The organism is Thalassomonas actiniarum, assembly GCF_000948975.2.
Taxonomy (GTDB): Bacteria; Pseudomonadota; Gammaproteobacteria; order Enterobacterales; family Alteromonadaceae; genus Thalassomonas; species Thalassomonas actiniarum.
In genome coordinates this window covers 3027063-3043017 of record NZ_CP059735.1, presented here as the reverse complement: position 1 = coordinate 3043017, position 15955 = coordinate 3027063, and the positions used below count along the sequence as shown (strand labels likewise).

Below are 15955 nucleotides of genomic sequence, written 5' to 3'. Positions count from 1 at the left end.
AAACAAAATCAACATGATTACCGTCAACTTTGCACTAAAGGAGCACAGAGAAAGCCGAGTTCACCGGTATACATTTAAGTGATAACCGGAGAAAAACGGACAAATAACGTACACCTCAAGCTTGACACAATTCCGGGTCGACTGCAAATCACGTCATTTTTATCAATGTTCTGCATGGTTTGTGCTGCTCTATACTAATAAAACTTATTGGCAAGCTTACCAAGTAAAAATCGCCTGCCCGGTAAATACGGGCAGGCGATAAAGAGGAAACATAACCGGAGTTGGTTATTTGCCTGACAGCTAACCAGGCCTGCGAATCTACAGCTATTTCACCGCCACTAACGTCTCTTTTTTTACTTCATTGGTTAACCATAGCTAGGCTTTTTCCAGGGTCAGATCCGATTCACTCAGGTAGTAATCCGCATCCCGTTTTACCAGGATATCCGGCTGAATACCGTAGCCGACAAAGTCGCGGCCACCGGCAAAGGTTTCCCGCTTAGAGCAGATTTTTCCCTTGCCGCCGCCGGGCAAGTCAACAAACAGCGGTTGCCCTGTGCTGCCAAAGGTGGGTTCGCCTATGGTTTTAAAATGTTTGACGCCGTCGGCATACACCAGAAAATCTTCCGCCGCACGTGCGGTTTCCCGGCTGATCAGAATGGCCGTTGTGATCACCAGTTTGTCTTTTAATGCAATTTCATCGGCATAGAGCACATTGGCTTCGCTTTCCTGCCAGGCCTTACAGGTGGAATTATGCACCCGCATACGGCTGCGGGCGCCGGTGAGATCCCAAAAGATCAGGTATTTCAAAATTTCTTCCGCCAAAAAGGTGTTGCCTCCTTCATTAAACCTGAGATCAATCACCAGAGCATTGGCTTTTTTCAGCTCGGGCAGCGAAGCAATAAAGTTATCCACCACCGCCATATCCGAAAAGTTGTTTAACGCCACATAAGCAAGCTGATCGTCAAGCCATTTCATCGAGAAACTTTCCTCATGCCGGATCCCGCAGGCAGTATGCCAGTCGGCGGTTTCCCTGTTATGTCGGCGACTGACACTCAGCTCTTTGATTTCACCGCCGGGTACGCGGATTTTCAGCTTAACGCTGCTGCCGGGCGCTTCCGCCAGTAACCCGTAACCGTATTGCTTATTGCCGCGTATGCCCTGATCCCAGAGAATATGCGTGGTGGAACTGCTGATATAGGGAAACACATCCTGCTCAAGCACAACCGAGGTCTCGCGGCCATCGACGGCTAAAATCACTGAGCCTAAAGGCAGTTCGGCGGCCAATGCCTTATCCACAGCCACATTACTCCCATGTCCCTCGCCCTCCTATACCTTATCAGGTTTGAAAAAACATTTTATTGGCAGTTTTTCCTTTCCTATCCGGCATAGGCCCGGCATTTCCTCTTTAGTAAAATCGGTGCAGACTCTAGTTACTGTCTTTTAACAAGCCATATATTTCAGAGCCCATCAATACCCCATCTTTTTTAATATGCCGCCGCATACAGCCTTCATATTTAAAAAATGCTGTAAAACATCACCATACGGCGATGATATTAACAATTGATGAGCCTCTTTTATGATTACACTTGTTTAAAATGTATCAGCACTGGAGCATATCCCGGTTGCAATAAGTGTTTTTTTCAAATTCACTGACATTCATGGCGATATTGGCCACCTCGGGAAACATAGCAACAAGCTGAGTCACCATAGCACTTGAAAGTACGGCCTTTTGCTCAGTGCTTCGCCCCTGCATAATACTGGCGAAAACATGAACAAAAGCCTCGCGCTTTCCGCCAATGCTGTAACTGCTGTATGGATTAATGCGGACTTTGATTTCACTTTCTTTAAATAAACCGGACTCCACGGCAGACACATGCAGCCGGTGCATAATTTCCTCTTCCGACCGAAGCGTTAACAGCTCTGCGGAGCAATCGACAACAAAATGCGGCATTGCACTCTCCTTAACTTTGCCCGTGTTTATTTTCAGGTGATTTTCCGGCCTGTGACCGAATAAACCAGGGGAATTGATTGCCCTTTAAAGGGCAAGCAGTAACCCTGATCTTCGACATATTCAAGATCAGGGAAGCAATTATAGGGGCTGTAGGGATACTCTTGAAAACCTTCGATAGCAATACCCGCGTTAATCAAGGCGGCAATCACCTCGCTCAGGGAATGCGGCCAGGTATGCGTGGTTGAAGTTTCACCTGAGCAGTTTTCGGTATAAGTGCCCTCCTCCTCGATATCCGGCATCTTAGCGGGAAAATAACCATAACCGGATAACACATCATTGAAAGGATGAAATTCTACCAGGTAAAAACGGCCCCCGGCTTTCAAAGAGTTAGCAATGGTTTTCGCCCAAAGATCCAGATCCGGCAACCAGCACAAAACACCATAAGAAGTAAAAACAATATCAAACTGCTCTGTGCTGGTTTCACCAAAACTATAAATATCGCTGTTGATAAAGCTGGCCGGTAAATTCGCGGTTTGCGCCAGTTCTTTTGCTTGTGCTATGGCTTGTGATGACAAATCTACCCCGGTCACCTTTGCCCCCAGCCGGGCCCAGGACAAAGTATCCAGACCAAAATGGCATTGCAGATGGAGTAAGCTCTTGCCGTTTACATCCCCCAGCAGCTGCTTTTCTACGGCATTAAGGGAAGAGTTACCGGCAATAAAGCCTTCGACATCATAAAATTGAGAGGCAACATGCACTTGGGTACGCTTGTCCCAGGCTTCTTTATTAATTTCCAGGTAATCCATATTATTATTTTCTTTGGCTGGTTTGAATATTATCGTTTTATTGTGGCTAACACCGCCAGCTTAGGCACAGCGCCACTGATAATAAAGGTTAACATCAATGCTCTTGCCGGGGGAAGTTCCTGTTTAAACGAAATAAAAAATATATGGGCCAGATTTAGCACTCCCGTGGTTAAGGTTAAATACCGGCAACTTCCTGCGGTGTTAATAAACGGCTTTCCCCCACTTTAAGTTGCTCGGTTAAGGTTAATGAGCCGATAGCCACTCGGTGCAAGGCAACAACCGGGTTGCGAAAGCGTCCAAACATACGTTTTATCTGGTGATAGCGACCTTCAACCAGTGACACCATAGCCACATGATCCGATATTATTGCTAACTTAGCCGGTTTCGTTGTGATTTTTTCATAGCCAAAATACATGCCTTGATTAAACGCCTCGATGTAATCCTCATTCAGCTTATTTTGCAGGGTAACCCGGTATAATTTTTCCACCTTGCTGTCCGGTGACGTTAAACGCTCAGACCAGCGGCTGTCGTTGGTTAACAAGACCAAACCCGAAGTATTTAAATCGAGCCGGCCGACAAGGTGTAAACTCGCTTTATCGACACTTTCAGGCAGATTAACGATATCAAGCACGGTTTTATGCTGCTCATCTTTTGTTGCACTGACCACGCCAACAGGTTTATGTAACATGACATAACTTGCTTGGTTGGCTTGCAACACTTTGTTATCCAGCATGATATGAGAAAACTTATCAACAATCTGATCAATATTAGTGGCGATAGCACCATCAACCCTAATCCGTTTTTGAGCTAACATCAGCCGGACATCCCGACGACTTACCCGACATTGTTTGCTGATAAAGCGGTCGAGTCTTGATGTGCTTAATGTCATATACAACCTTTAAGGAAATAAAGTGCTTTAATCTTTTACGGTAATCCGAACCAGGTAAGGAAAAATATGCCGGGGGGAGCAAACATTGCTCTGCCCCATAGACAGTGAACCCTGTTGTCAGAGCAAATTCACTCAGGCCCTTTTCACAAACTTAGCTGTTATCATCATCTCGCCTGCGCCATCTACCTTACAGTCCAGTTGATGATCTTTGCCTTCAACTATGCGTCTGATAACGGCTTTAGTGCCAACCTTAAGTACCTGGGAACTCCCTTTTATTTTAAGATCTTTAATCATCGTGACCTTATCACCTGCTGCCAGCAAGGTGCCGTTGGCATCTTTTATAGTCAAAGTATCTTCTTCGCCAGGGGCTTGCAAGGGGTTCCATTCATATGCACATTCGGGGCAGATCAAATGGTTTTGATCTTGATAAACGTATTCAGATTTGCATTTTGGGCAAGGAGGAAGGGACATACATTATTACTTCTTCAAATTAGTCTTGCGCATATGGTAATGGCTCTCTTTTACCTTGGCGAGTAGATTCTATCGAATTTCTGAGATGAATCGACCAGACTAACCTAGACATTTTCTTGATTCATAAAACAGGTTCTATCATAGTCAGCTGGAGATTGATTATTTAAATAACCATGCTTCCGCTTATTGTTATAAAACATTTCGATGTAATCGAATATACCTTCTTTAGCTTTTTCCCGGTTTATGTATTTTCTACGTTTGTATTTTCTACGTTTAATTCGCTCACGCTTAAGTAGCTGGAAAAAGCTCTCTGCAACAGCATTATCATGGCAGTTACCTCGTCGACTCATACTGAGAGATAGATTATGTTCAGCAGCAAAGCGTTGCCAATCACAGCTAGAAATCTAGTACCTCCAGTATTACTATCTGAATGGATAATGACTGTTTGCTTTGGTTTTCTCCGCCATACGGCCGCAAGTAACGCACTTAACACTAAATAGGTATGCATCATTGACTGCACAGACCAACCAACAACTTGGTTCCATTTTCGGCAGAAGTATTGTCGACTAAATTATTATTAAAATATTTAAACTTTACCTTTTTACCTGCGCATCATCGATAAGTTATAACTTTATGACTTGGTAACTATCCGCTAAAAGGCGGGATTATCCCTTCTTTTCGGTGGAAATGCGGCTATATAATTCAGTTCTCATTTCTCTGACTAAACATGAGAAAAAGTATTAAGCTTTTGTTGATGATTTTCGTCCGCTTAGCACACGGAAGCAACCTTACAAGCATGCGGTGTTCGGTAGCAATAAAGGAAAGTTTAAAGCCAGGTCTTAGCCTGTTCTCACTTTACCTCCAGATAACAAATTGCAGATTTACTCATTGCTTTTTTTAAAGAGAAATGCAGACAGTCACCCTACCAACATTTCTGCCGAAAACACCTGAAACACTGTGGATTTATATAGTATTTCGTACTATACCTTAAAGGGTTAAACAACGATTTATCAACAACCAGCGGAGGTGTTTTTTTACCTGTAAAGATGAAAAGTAAATAAAGAGCAATTGCTTAACCGGCGATGCGCCGGGGAAAATTAAGCGCTACCTCTGAGTGCGGTAACACTCAGCGGCAGCTAACCACAACAGATACTAAAGATAGAGGTATCCACCATGGCTAACCCTAATGATATGCCAGAGTTTCACTCGGTTAAAGTTTCTTTAACAGAAAGTTTAACAGAAAATATACCAAGCCCCCAATCCCAGCCAACACCCCATAACGCCAATGTAAGCAATACCGGAAATAACGACTGGGCCAATACTTGTGTGCGGTTAACACTTAAGGGAGGACGGTATCATGTCTGAATCAGATACCCCTTCAGATCCTGCCTCGCAGGAAGTCACCCCTGAGCAGTGGGCAAGAGATCTGCTCGACCTTTGCGACGACTTCAGCCAATTCAGTCAGGAATGTGCCTTTATCTTTGATGGCCTTGCTGCCGTTGCCCAAGAGCCGGAGTGCATCACGCCAGATACCAGTGAAGGTATCAGGCATGTCAATTTTTGGCTTAAATACCAGGTTATAGGTTATCGGGAGAAAATAAACCGGCTGCATAGCGGCTCGGTTATACTTCGTCGTAAAAATAAGGTGAAATAAGCTTTACACAAAAGAAAACGGGTGGGTTTATTGTGCTCATGGCTGAGTCTGGTAAAAAAACTCACCCGATTTTATCCTTTGGCTGAACATCCTCAAATTGAAATCCCTGGTTTACCAAAGTTTGGGTGTTCGCACTTGTCCTTTAAAGTACACCAGATTAAGTTTGGTAACCCTTTAACTTTTTCAAAGGTTGACCAGCCATCACCAGGAATAAGCGATATTTTCAATTATGCACTTTTTACTGCTAACGCCGCTGATGTGCGATTGTTAGGCGATATTCCGCAATTTATGTCAATAGACCGTAATCTGTTCTGAATGGATTTTCATGATTAGACGTCGAAAATGTATGTGATTTATTCACATAAGCTTCACATATACTACACTTTGACAAATTGTTCGATACCAACACATACTGGAGCGGAACCTAAATGAAAAAGCGTATTGGTTTACTGTTGGCGGTGTTCATACATGCTCTCTTCTTTCAAACAGCATTAGCACAGGACGGAAAAACAGCTTTAGTACCTTTACCCTCAGTAGAGGACTTCACGAAGGGTAATGATGGCTGGAGCTTCGGCTTGGGCCTGGGTGTTGAGTATGAATCGGCCTACGAAGGGTCGGATGAATTCGGCTTCGAAGTCGATCCTGCTGGTGCGGTACAATGGCGCAGAGGTAATGATATTTTCTACTGGGCGGGTGAAGCGCTGGGGTGGCGTGGTCTTCGTTCTAATACGTGGCTATTCGATGCCGCCATAGCCTTCGATGAGGGTCGTGAAGAAGGTGATTCCGATGACGGGCGATTGGATGGACTCGGCGATGCAGATGAAGATATTGAACTCGTGCTGCAAGCGCGTCGTGCTTTCGATGTCGATTGGCATTATTGGCTTGATGGCCGAATTGTAACCGGTGATAACGGCAGTCTCGGTATTTTTGGGGTTGGGCGCCGCATCGGCGACCAGACCGACGGAACCGGTTCTGAATTTGCTATCGTTGTGGTTTATCACGATAGTGATTGGGCCAATAAAGATTTTGGCATAGACGCAGAGCAGTCAGTTGCATCGGGACTGAGTGAGACACAATTGAGTGGAGGATTTCGCTCAATTGGGTTCAATTACAATTATCGTCATTATATCAACGAGAATTGGCAGGTTTTCGGTGAAGTGCTCTATGAGCGTTATAGTAGCGACATTGAGGATAGTCCAATCGCACGAAACAACTATGAAGCAGAAGTAGGCGTCGGATTCATTTACGTATTCTAGATCGCCTAACGCCTAAACCAGAGCGAAGCGGCGGTTTTTGGTCCCTCTGGCTGGCCTTGTTAAAAGTTTTGTAGGCACGGATTTTCATTGCCATATGCCCAAACTGGTGCGACTGCTTGCAGCGCACCAGTTTCATTAAATTTGAGACCAACCCAACCTGTCCAAGTGCAACCTTCTTTTTCATATGATTCTAAGTCGGTATGTTTACTTACGATTGCTACGACTTCCTGCTTGCTTAAGTTACCTGCGATTTCGGGAAGTACTGCCATTAATTGTTTTCTTGTTTCGTCCAATTCCCGCAATTGCTGATCTCGATAAGAGTTCGTTACTCCTTGATCGATAGCACCATACAACCAGAAAGCATTGCTACCTACCAGAAGAATTACCAGTAAGGTGATGATCAATTTCATATGCTTTTACTTTTAACGCCTAAAGCAAAGGCGCCGCTTGCGACGTCCTGCTGGCTTTACTTGCTATATTTTATTTTACCGTTGAACCAAACTAAACCAGTTCCCAGAGTTGTCTATGCCCATAGCTTCAACACCATAAAGCTGTTCTGTAGGTGGCTGGATAAATTCCACTCCTTTAGCCACAAGCTCTTCGTACGTTTTTTGGCAATTTTCAGTTTCGAAAACGCCGGCTCCAAATGCGCCTTCTTCGATTAAACTTCGTATTTTATCGGCGGAGTCTTTGGTGAACATCGGTCCCTCTTTTGGCTCTGCCAGTACCAACTGAAGTTGTGAATTAGATTTCGGATATACAGTTAGCCAACGGAAATCTCCTTCTACTTTCATGTCATCACCGACCTCGAAACCGAGCTTATTTTTGTAAAAATCAAGAGCTTCGTCCTGATTAAGTACGTATATTGTTGCATGCGCTATGGATGTGATCATCTATATATTCCCTGTTGTTAATTCATCTTTATTTTATAGAAATAATCAAAATGATATTTCTCCAATATTGCTCAATTAGCCAATTTGCCCAAAAAATGGTAGGCATAACATGCCGGTATAGCCTGCGAAGGAAAACGATACGCTTCAGTAGACAAAGCCCAAAGCTTACGACGATATAAAGTAGGTGCCACACCAACTTGTTTTAAAAACAATGAAGAAAAGCTACCAAGACTTGTATAACCCACTTTCTCGCATATTTCTGAAACACTAAAATTTTCCGTAATGAGCATTTTCTTAGCTTGTTCGACTCTAAGCCGTATCAAGAATTCGTTAGGCGTTTCTCCATATGTATCCTTGAAAACACGCAAAAAATGATAAGGGGACATATATGAGTACTTTGCTATACCGGATAAGCTGAGTGGAGCTTGATAATTATCAGCAATATAATCCCTGCCAGCATTCAATCTTTCAAGTTTATAGTTCGTAGCCATAAAATATACTTCTTGATCCACGTAAAATATAACGCTCGAAGCAGCGGTGAGTTTACGAATCCGCTGACTTTATTTGTTAGGTGAATTATGAAAGTTGTTCACCACAATTTTTACAAGATTTCACTACCCAGTGGTTGCCAGGGCTTTGTTTACAGGCAGGACATTTTGAGTTTTTAACAACTTTTAATATGAAGAAATATCCTATTCCCATAAATGCCAAACCTAAAATTCCAGAATTAATGGGAATGAAGGAGATATCAGGTTTATAGTATTGTAATAATAACCCCGGTAGCCAAAATAAAAGAACAAAAACAAAGTTAAATTTTCTATCCGATGCCTGTTTTCGATAAATTTCTATGTAGTTCATACTTCCTCTACAGTTACTGGTATAACCTAACGCTGCCAACACCGGAAAGTTAGGAGCGCAGTGAGTAACTTTTCCGAGTGCTTGGCCTTGTATGGATAATATCATCCATATCCTAATATTCTTTTTAAAGCTTTTCGGGTAGTGTGAGGCCCAAGCTTTGGCTGCAACCAAAGCCTTCTTATACAGCAGTTCGATGGTTGGCAGGCTCCTCTGTTGAGAGACCGATAACAAGTAAGAACGCTGTATAGGACTCCAAGCATTAAACTCGGATAGTCAACTGGGCCTCGAGCCCGAATAGCAAGGCAGAGTCAGCTTATTATGAATAATAAAAATAATCAAAATGAAATTAATATCGGTATTGATACAGGCAAACATCAATTAGACATTTACATCCGCCCTTTAGATATTTATTTCACCGTCACTAATGATGATAAAGGTATTAATAAAGCCGTTAAAGAAATCAAAAAATACAATCCTGTTCGTATCATTATTGAAGCCACAGGCCGGCTTGAACAAGCATTTGTAATCGCATGTGCCAAAGCCAATTTACCTTTTGTTGTTGCTAACCCTGTTCATATTAAAAAGTTTGCAGGAGCCATTGGTAAACAAGCAAAAACAGATAAACTTGATGCACAACTTATTGCCCACTACGGCGAAGCTATTAAGCCTAAATTATCAACTTTAAAGCCGGATACAATCCAGTTAATGAGTGATTTATTGGCACGTAGAAGGCAGTTAATGCTAATGCAAACCATGGAGAAAAACCGTCTGTCGATTATGCCTAAAGCCACCATTAGTCTGATAAAACCCATACTAACTGCCATTAAAAATCAGCTAGAAAAAGTTGATCAAAAACTACTAAAAGTCATGAACAGTTGTGAAGAATATAAAGCTAAAAATGACATTATCCAGAGCATGCCAGGTATTGGTAATGTCGTAGCTTTTAACTTACTAAGCGACATGCCGGAACTTGGATATTTAACCAATAAACAAGCTGCCGCCCTGGTTGGTGTTGCACCATTTAATAAAGAAAGTGGCATTTATAAAGGGAAGCGAAGAATACGAGGTGGCCGTGATAAAATTAGAACTGTGATGTATATGGCCATGATGTCAGCCATGCAATGCAACCCTGTATTTAAAACAACATATCAACGATTATTAGCAGCAGGAAAGGCAAAGAAAATAGCCATTATTGCCTGCGTCAGAAAAATGATTGTAATCTTAAATTCTATGGTCAGAGATGGTGTCATGTGGGATCCTAAAATGAGCTAAAAATCAGGAATTGACACCATAGTCACTTGTTATACAACAAATTAATTTAACTCAAATTTACAATAAGTTATTAAACCATATGGTGATTCATGAGTATCTAGGTTTTCCATATCTCTAAAAGCCCACCTTTTAATTGAATCGATACAAACTTTTTCAAATATACCTTGTGGCATGCACTCGGTTATTTCTATATTTACAGCTCTTGTTAATATACCGACTTTGCCAAGATCAAAAGTCACCTTACAACTTCCCTCTATCCCTTGATTGGCTGCGGCTATTGGATACTTAGGTTTTATTAAAATCACAGGACGAATATCTTCTCTATTTTCGATCGCATAAACTATAGAGTCAGGTTCATTTAGAGGATTATTCCTAGTTGACTGACACCCTTGTAGTATCAAGGTAAATAAAATTAATAACAGCCATTGATTCATTTTTTTATAATGCTTATTGTTGTAATCGTGGTAGAGCGACCTGTTACCAGGCCGACCCCACACAGATCCGGACGTGCGGAACTACCGCATCCGGCTCTTCAGTTATATATTCACTCGTGTAAAACACGACCCTAGTACCAATCGACAATAACATTTCGACTACTGACTTTTGGTGACTCAATTTGAAAATATTCTAACATCTTCTTGAAACTGCTCCAATTATAACTTCTTCTGCCGCTACGCCTGTTTAGCCATTTATATAAGCTATGCAGCACATAATTATATAAGCGTGACAAGCTACGACTGTTATCCGGTAAACCAAAGTAATTTCTAAACCCCGTTAATTTACGTTTTAGTTGCGGTAGCCATTCCCTCAATTTGATTGAACGTTTGGCTTTGATCCATTGGTAATATTCGCTCATCATCGCTTTCTGCTTCTTCGCAGCCGTGCACCTTCTGAGCCTTCGTTTACCCTTGACATCAATCCCCCAATAAAATTCAAACCCAAGAAAAACAAAGTGGCGACTCTTACCAGGTTTAAATCGACTGAATGTCATCAGTGAGGTTTTCTCCGGTGCGATATCTAGATTGAATTTCTTTAGTCGTTTCGCAAGCACCCCATAAAAGCGCTCAGCATCATGAGCAAATTGGAAGGCACAGACAAAATCATCCGCATAACGGATCATCATGGCTCTTCCCCGCATCCTCGGTTTTACTTTCTTCTCAAACCACAAATCCAAAGCATAATGCAGATAAATGTTCGCCAGTACAGGGCTGATAATACCTCCCTGCGGGCTACCGCTTGCAGGCTTTTCAAAGACCCCTTCCGGTGATTTTATCCGGGCTTTTAACCATTGGCTGATTAGCTTCAGTAAGGCTTTATCATCAATCCGTTGTTTGAGCATACGCAGCAACCAACCATGATCGAGATTGTCGAAGAAGCCTTTAATGTCCGCCTCGACAACATAACCATAACCTTTGAATTGAAGATTCAACGACAGGCTATGTACTGCCTGATGTGCACTTTTATTTGGTCGATAACCATAACTGTTCACCAGGAAGTCTTGCTCCCAAATACTTTGCAGTATTTGGCTGACACTCTGTTGCACCAGTTTATCATCTACCGTTGGCAGGCCTAATGGCCGTTGTTTGCCGTTAGACTTGGGAATAAAGATACGCTTAATGTCATTGGCTCGATAACATTTCTGCTTGAGCTGCTCACTTAAGCGCTTAATATTTTCTGGCAAGCTTTGCTGATAGTCATTAATGGTTACCCCATCAATACCTGGCGCAGCTTGTTTGTTGAGCTGACCCCAGCTTTGATACAGGCGGTCGCTACTTAGTAATCCGTATAAGTTTTGAAACCTGTGCTTGGGGTGGGTATATGCTTTAAATGCGATGGTATTAAGTTCGGTTGTCATAGTGATCCCGGCCCTACTTTGTCCGGCCTATGTTTCTGCTTAATACCTGGTATAACTGTCAGCTCCTTCGCCATGTACAAGGCTTTCCCTTGCTCAGACTACTACGGGCTGATCTGACTTCCAAAGGGTCATCGTTCGTCTGACGGTTAGCTAGACTTTCCTACCACATCCTTATGGAACACCTTTGGATCTCTCAAGTTCCTGATACATCTCTTCATACATGCCATGGCTTGATAACCCCGCTGACTCGCCGTAGCCTCACCTTTCGTTTGCTATGAATAACGGCTACTTTGCATGGACTTCGGTGGCGTTACAAACCTCGTCAGTCAGATGGTAATTCTCGGAGCGATACCAGCACTTCAGGGCCACGATAGCCCCTATGGCCTATATGATTCTCTGTGTACGCTTCACCTGTATTGTTCGTTTCAGTGAAACTCCGCCACAGGCGCAACACTCGATACTGGTGGCTGGTTAAGCCTTACCAGACAGGGACTTACACCCTGCAAGATGCATCAAGCTTTGCTTGACGCACTAACGCCTTACATAATAGGAAAATAATAACTGTTTAGGAGCGAAGCGACTAGTTATTATTTTTCCTTATTTATGAATTTGTTAAGTTGATATACTCGAAGTAACCGCAAAAAGAAAAATATATGAAGGTACTATTGCTGTTGATAGAACAAGCATATTTTTTGATAAGTTCCTTCTTTTCCAGATCGCTAACAGTAAGCTAAAAGTTCCGGGAAATAGGCCATACAAAATAGATATACCTACCCCCATACCAAGCTCATGATTGCTTGGGCTTGGTTCAGCAATAAAGAGCTGCCAAACAAAATATGCACCAATACAAAAAGCTAAATAACCAAGCGTATTGCTCAATATAAGAAGAAAACTATAAACTCGATTCATGCTTGCAACTTAACGCCTGTGTATGAGGATTTTAATAAAAGTTTTGGCGCGTAGCGACATTTTATTAAAATTCCTGCATGACACACTTGTTAGCAGTACTTACCACCATTTATCAAGCTGTTGTATACGAGTTAATATATCAGATAACTCTATAGATTGACTTGTGCTTTTAAGAGTAAAAGAGCCAATATCTAAGCCATCTTTAGATTGAATCTCTGTAACTAGAACAGAACCAGACTTAGTAAATGAAATAATTGGGTCTCCACTTAAATCGTTTAGAGTAATACTACCTGTTTCTAGACTTTGTAATTGTAAAATACCATCCTGAAATTTATCAAAAGCAGTGCATTCTATCCAACACTCTTTGATCTTAAAATCTACGGTTTGATAAGGCATATTCCAAGATACTGCTATATCAAAAGCTACGGAAGGTAACGGGTCAGAAACACCTGAAACATCAAGTTGTACTTCAAGTTCATTGTTACGAATGAGATGGAACATGCTTTCCTTGACTGCTAACGCTTGGCACACCAGAAAATTTGGCGCGCAGCGACTAATTTTTCTGAGTGGTGCCACTTGTTAAGTTACTGACGCCACCGTTCGAATTTAATAACTTCATTCGTTTTTACATCGTAATGGATAATACCATTATTATAAGATTTATTGATGATTAACTTATCACTGTTACCAAAGCTGGCAGAATGTTGCAGATAAAATTGATATATCCCAGAGTTAACGTTAAGACCATGCTTGATTATGTAATAGCGATATATTTCTTTCTTCTTGCTTTTTAAATACTCTATGGAAGATATATAAGCATTTTTTTCTAACTCTGTTTCAGGGGCAAATTCATAGAGCCCTACAGCGCCTTCAGGTGCATTTACTAAAATAGTTATCGATTTACTGTGAGCTTGGAATAGCACCAAGGCTAGAAATAAACACAAAATTCTCATAGGTGACTTAACGCTCGAAACGGCGGCGCGCTTTTAGCGTCCGCTGGTTTTGTTTGTTATTGGCTGCCAGTTGTAACCACAGAGCCGACAACGTTAAAAATGGCTTGATACGTTAACGGAAGATGCCAAAGACATTAACCACCGCTACACACCCAACCGTGAATTTTGAGCCTGGCATCACGGCCAGAACAAACTAATGACTTTACCACCTTTAGTGCTTTTGAAAAAGAAAGAGGAAAGTCTATTAGCGGGAACGCCTAACTGTACCGGCGAAAACCCACCAGAACCACATGCCAAACCAAGCTAGGAAATACCGTTATTTCCAAAATTTCAATGTGAATTAGCGGTGGCCGAATAACGCCACAAACACGGGCCGGAGCACGCAGTGCGTAGGTCCAGCCAGCTTTGCTGGCGATCGTGATTTGTTTTGTTAAATGCTCTTACTAAAGGCTGCATCGTACTCAGCAATCCCCTCTTTTAAGGTTGTTACTAAGTCATCAGTATCTCGCCGGAATAAAAAATTTGAATCCGGCTTTTCAATAAGAACTGTTTTTCTATTTTTTTCTCGCTCACCGTCCCATTTTATGAAAACGAAAGCGCCTTCCATTTGAATCCGATCAAGTTCATCAATATATTTTTGGAGTTCCATACTCAAAATCACCATGGGCATTTAACGCTGCAAACACCGGAGCAGCTTGCTGCTTCCGTGTGTTTTGCCTTGTTAGTGGATAGTAGTTAAACCCACCCCACTAACGGTTTATTTAATGGCTTGAGGGGTAGACGAAAGATGCTGCTCGCACCCACCAACACTACACACCAAACCGTGAATTTTGAATTAAGACATAACCACCAAACCTAATTCATGAACACCGCTATTTTACAACATTTAAGCTTGACTAGTGGTGGCCGACTAACGCTTGGCACACCAGAAAATTTGGCGCGCAGCGACTAATTTTTCTGAGTGGTGCCACTTGTTAAGTTACCGACGCCACCGTTCGAATTTAATAACTTTATTCGTTTTTACATCGTAATGGATAATACCATTATTATAAGATTTATTGATGATTAACTTATCACTGTTACCAAGGCTGGCAGAATGTTGCAGATAAAATTGATATATCCCAGAGTTAACGTTAAGGCCATGCTTGATTATGTAATAGCGGTATATTTCTTTCTTCTTGCTTTTTAAATACTCTATGGCAGATATATAAGCATTTTTTTCTAACTCTGTTTCAGGGGCAAATTCATAGAGCCCTACAGCGCCTTCAGGTGCATTTACTAAAATAGTTATCGATTTACTGTGAGCTTGAAATAGCACCAAGGCTAGAAATAAACACAAAATTCTCATAGGTGACTTAACGCTCGAAACGGCGGCGCGCTTTTAGCGTCCGCTGATTTTGTTTGTTATTGGCTGCCAGCGGTAACCACAGTCCTGGCAACATTAAAAATAGCTTTAGGCGTTAACGGAAGCTGCCAAAGGCACTTACCACCGCTACGCACCAAACAGTGAATTTTGAGCCTAGCACCACTGCCAGAACAAGCTAATGACTTTAACACCTTTAGCACTTTTGAAAAAGAACAGGGAAAGTCTATTAGCGGGAACGCCTAACCGTTCCGGCGAAAACCCACCGAAACCACGCGCCAAACAGAGCTAGGAAATAATGCTATTTCCAAAATATTAAACATGAATTAGCGGTGGCCGAATAACGCTGCGTTAAAAGGCCGGAACAAGCGAAGCTTGTGGAGGTCCAGCCAACTTGTTGGTGATTTTTGAACGCCTTGTTATATTTTTCCATTACACATCAGTTTAATACCGAAGCCAAGCATTATAATTGCAGGGAAACTTAGCAAGACACCAAAAAATTTTTGATAATCGTCATCAGTGACAAAAGAACCAAAAGGCTCCAAAAACCAAAGATAAGCAAAACACAAAAGTACCCAGCCGGAGCAAGCCAATAAAAAGGATATTAATTGATAAGTTGAAACTACTTTGTTGTTTTCAAGTGTATCTTTTTTATGTGTAGATATATATCCAATACTTGCAATAGCGCTGATTGCACCAATGATACCTGTAACTCCATTTACGACTTCCCAATCCAACTTTTTACTCCTAGCTTAAAGAAAATATAACGCCGCCAACACCTGAAAATTAGGAGCGTAGCGAGTAATTTTTCAGAGTGCTTGGCCT

Annotated in this window: 20 protein-coding genes and 1 pseudogene; 3 read left to right on the top strand and 18 right to left on the bottom strand. The window is 42.0% G+C overall.

All coding sequences use genetic code 11. The features are described from left to right. Window positions 1-375: 375 nt before the first annotated feature. From SG35_RS13330 to SG35_RS13305, 6 genes and pseudogenes are all read right to left on the bottom strand, one after another. The gene (locus SG35_RS13330) at window positions 376-1302 is read right to left on the bottom strand and encodes a S41 family peptidase (protein WP_053043008.1); all 927 of its coding nucleotides are present in this window, start codon (window positions 1300-1302) and stop codon (window positions 376-378) included. Window positions 1303-1600: 298 nt separating this feature from the next. After that, window positions 1601-1951, bottom strand: a complete 351-nt coding sequence (locus SG35_RS13325; RefSeq protein WP_044832703.1) for a 5-carboxymethyl-2-hydroxymuconate Delta-isomerase — start codon at window positions 1949-1951, stop codon at window positions 1601-1603. Between the two features lie 32 nt (window positions 1952-1983). Then, window positions 1984-2757: a class I SAM-dependent methyltransferase gene (locus SG35_RS13320; RefSeq protein ID WP_044832702.1), complete on the bottom strand. Its 774-nt coding sequence runs from the start codon at window positions 2755-2757 to the stop codon at window positions 1984-1986. A gap of 175 nt (window positions 2758-2932) precedes the next feature. Next, a complete protein-coding gene (locus SG35_RS13315) occupies window positions 2933-3646 on the bottom strand; it encodes a pseudouridine synthase (protein WP_044832701.1) in 714 nt (237 codons plus the stop codon). Between the two features lie 132 nt (window positions 3647-3778). Continuing rightward, the gene (locus SG35_RS13310; protein WP_044832700.1) at window positions 3779-4117 is read right to left on the bottom strand and encodes a zinc ribbon domain-containing protein YjdM; all 339 of its coding nucleotides are present in this window, start codon (window positions 4115-4117) and stop codon (window positions 3779-3781) included. Between the two features lie 104 nt (window positions 4118-4221). Beyond that, window positions 4222-4655 (bottom strand): annotated as a pseudogene (locus SG35_RS13305) (IS3 family transposase); the annotation flags it as partial. Window positions 4656-5474: 819 nt separating this feature from the next. Between SG35_RS13305 and SG35_RS13300 the strand changes: the two are divergent. Both SG35_RS13300 and SG35_RS13295 read left to right on the top strand, forming a co-directional pair. After that, on the top strand, window positions 5475-5771 hold the full coding sequence (locus tag SG35_RS13300) for a hypothetical protein (RefSeq protein WP_274055458.1): 297 nt from the start codon (window positions 5475-5477) through the stop codon (window positions 5769-5771). A 428-nt stretch (window positions 5772-6199) separates the two neighbouring features. Continuing rightward, entirely contained in the window at window positions 6200-7027 is an 828-nt protein-coding gene (locus SG35_RS13295) for a MipA/OmpV family protein (protein WP_044836334.1), read from the top strand. Between the two features lie 59 nt (window positions 7028-7086). Here SG35_RS13295 and SG35_RS13290 read toward each other — a convergent pair whose 3' ends face one another. The 4 genes from SG35_RS13290 to SG35_RS13275 form a co-directional block, all read right to left on the bottom strand. After that, window positions 7087-7437, bottom strand: a complete 351-nt coding sequence (locus SG35_RS13290) for a hypothetical protein (protein ID WP_044836333.1) — start codon at window positions 7435-7437, stop codon at window positions 7087-7089. 75 nt (window positions 7438-7512) lie between these two features. Further along, on the bottom strand, window positions 7513-7920 hold the full coding sequence (locus tag SG35_RS13285; RefSeq protein ID WP_044836332.1) for a VOC family protein: 408 nt from the start codon (window positions 7918-7920) through the stop codon (window positions 7513-7515). A gap of 71 nt (window positions 7921-7991) precedes the next feature. Then, window positions 7992-8411, bottom strand: coding sequence for a helix-turn-helix domain-containing protein (locus tag SG35_RS13280; RefSeq protein WP_044836335.1), 420 nt, complete (start codon window positions 8409-8411; stop codon window positions 7992-7994). An 85-nt stretch (window positions 8412-8496) separates the two neighbouring features. Beyond that, a complete protein-coding gene (locus SG35_RS13275; RefSeq protein WP_274055457.1) occupies window positions 8497-8883 on the bottom strand; it encodes a hypothetical protein in 387 nt (128 codons plus the stop codon). A 213-nt stretch (window positions 8884-9096) separates the two neighbouring features. Here SG35_RS13275 and SG35_RS13270 point away from each other — a divergent pair, with 213 nt between their 5' ends. Then, a complete protein-coding gene (locus SG35_RS13270; RefSeq protein ID WP_274055456.1) occupies window positions 9097-10050 on the top strand; it encodes an IS110 family RNA-guided transposase in 954 nt (317 codons plus the stop codon). A 41-nt stretch (window positions 10051-10091) separates the two neighbouring features. Here SG35_RS13270 and SG35_RS13265 read toward each other — a convergent pair whose 3' ends face one another. The 8 genes from SG35_RS13265 to SG35_RS13230 form a co-directional block, all read right to left on the bottom strand. After that, entirely contained in the window at window positions 10092-10484 is a 393-nt protein-coding gene (locus tag SG35_RS13265) for an energy transducer TonB (RefSeq protein ID WP_274055455.1), read from the bottom strand. A gap of 131 nt (window positions 10485-10615) precedes the next feature. Continuing rightward, entirely contained in the window at window positions 10616-11905 is a 1290-nt protein-coding gene (ltrA, locus tag SG35_RS13260) for a group II intron reverse transcriptase/maturase (RefSeq protein ID WP_274055454.1), read from the bottom strand. 612 nt (window positions 11906-12517) lie between these two features. Further along, window positions 12518-12814 carry a hypothetical protein gene (locus SG35_RS13255; protein WP_152646817.1) on the bottom strand — a complete coding sequence of 99 codons (297 nt, stop codon included), beginning with the start codon at window positions 12812-12814 and terminating at the stop codon, window positions 12518-12520. A gap of 99 nt (window positions 12815-12913) precedes the next feature. Further along, complete coding sequence (locus SG35_RS13250; RefSeq protein WP_044835776.1) at window positions 12914-13315, bottom strand: hypothetical protein; 402 nt, start codon at window positions 13313-13315, stop codon at window positions 12914-12916. 83 nt (window positions 13316-13398) lie between these two features. Continuing rightward, window positions 13399-13767 carry a hypothetical protein gene (locus SG35_RS13245; RefSeq protein WP_044835775.1) on the bottom strand — a complete coding sequence of 123 codons (369 nt, stop codon included), beginning with the start codon at window positions 13765-13767 and terminating at the stop codon, window positions 13399-13401. A 430-nt stretch (window positions 13768-14197) separates the two neighbouring features. Further along, on the bottom strand, window positions 14198-14416 hold the full coding sequence (locus tag SG35_RS13240) for a hypothetical protein (RefSeq protein ID WP_152646815.1): 219 nt from the start codon (window positions 14414-14416) through the stop codon (window positions 14198-14200). Window positions 14417-14746: 330 nt separating this feature from the next. Beyond that, on the bottom strand, window positions 14747-15115 hold the full coding sequence (locus SG35_RS13235; protein ID WP_044835773.1) for a hypothetical protein: 369 nt from the start codon (window positions 15113-15115) through the stop codon (window positions 14747-14749). 434 nt (window positions 15116-15549) lie between these two features. Beyond that, window positions 15550-15867, bottom strand: a complete 318-nt coding sequence (locus tag SG35_RS13230; RefSeq protein WP_044835772.1) for a hypothetical protein — start codon at window positions 15865-15867, stop codon at window positions 15550-15552. Window positions 15868-15955 lie beyond the last annotated feature (88 nt).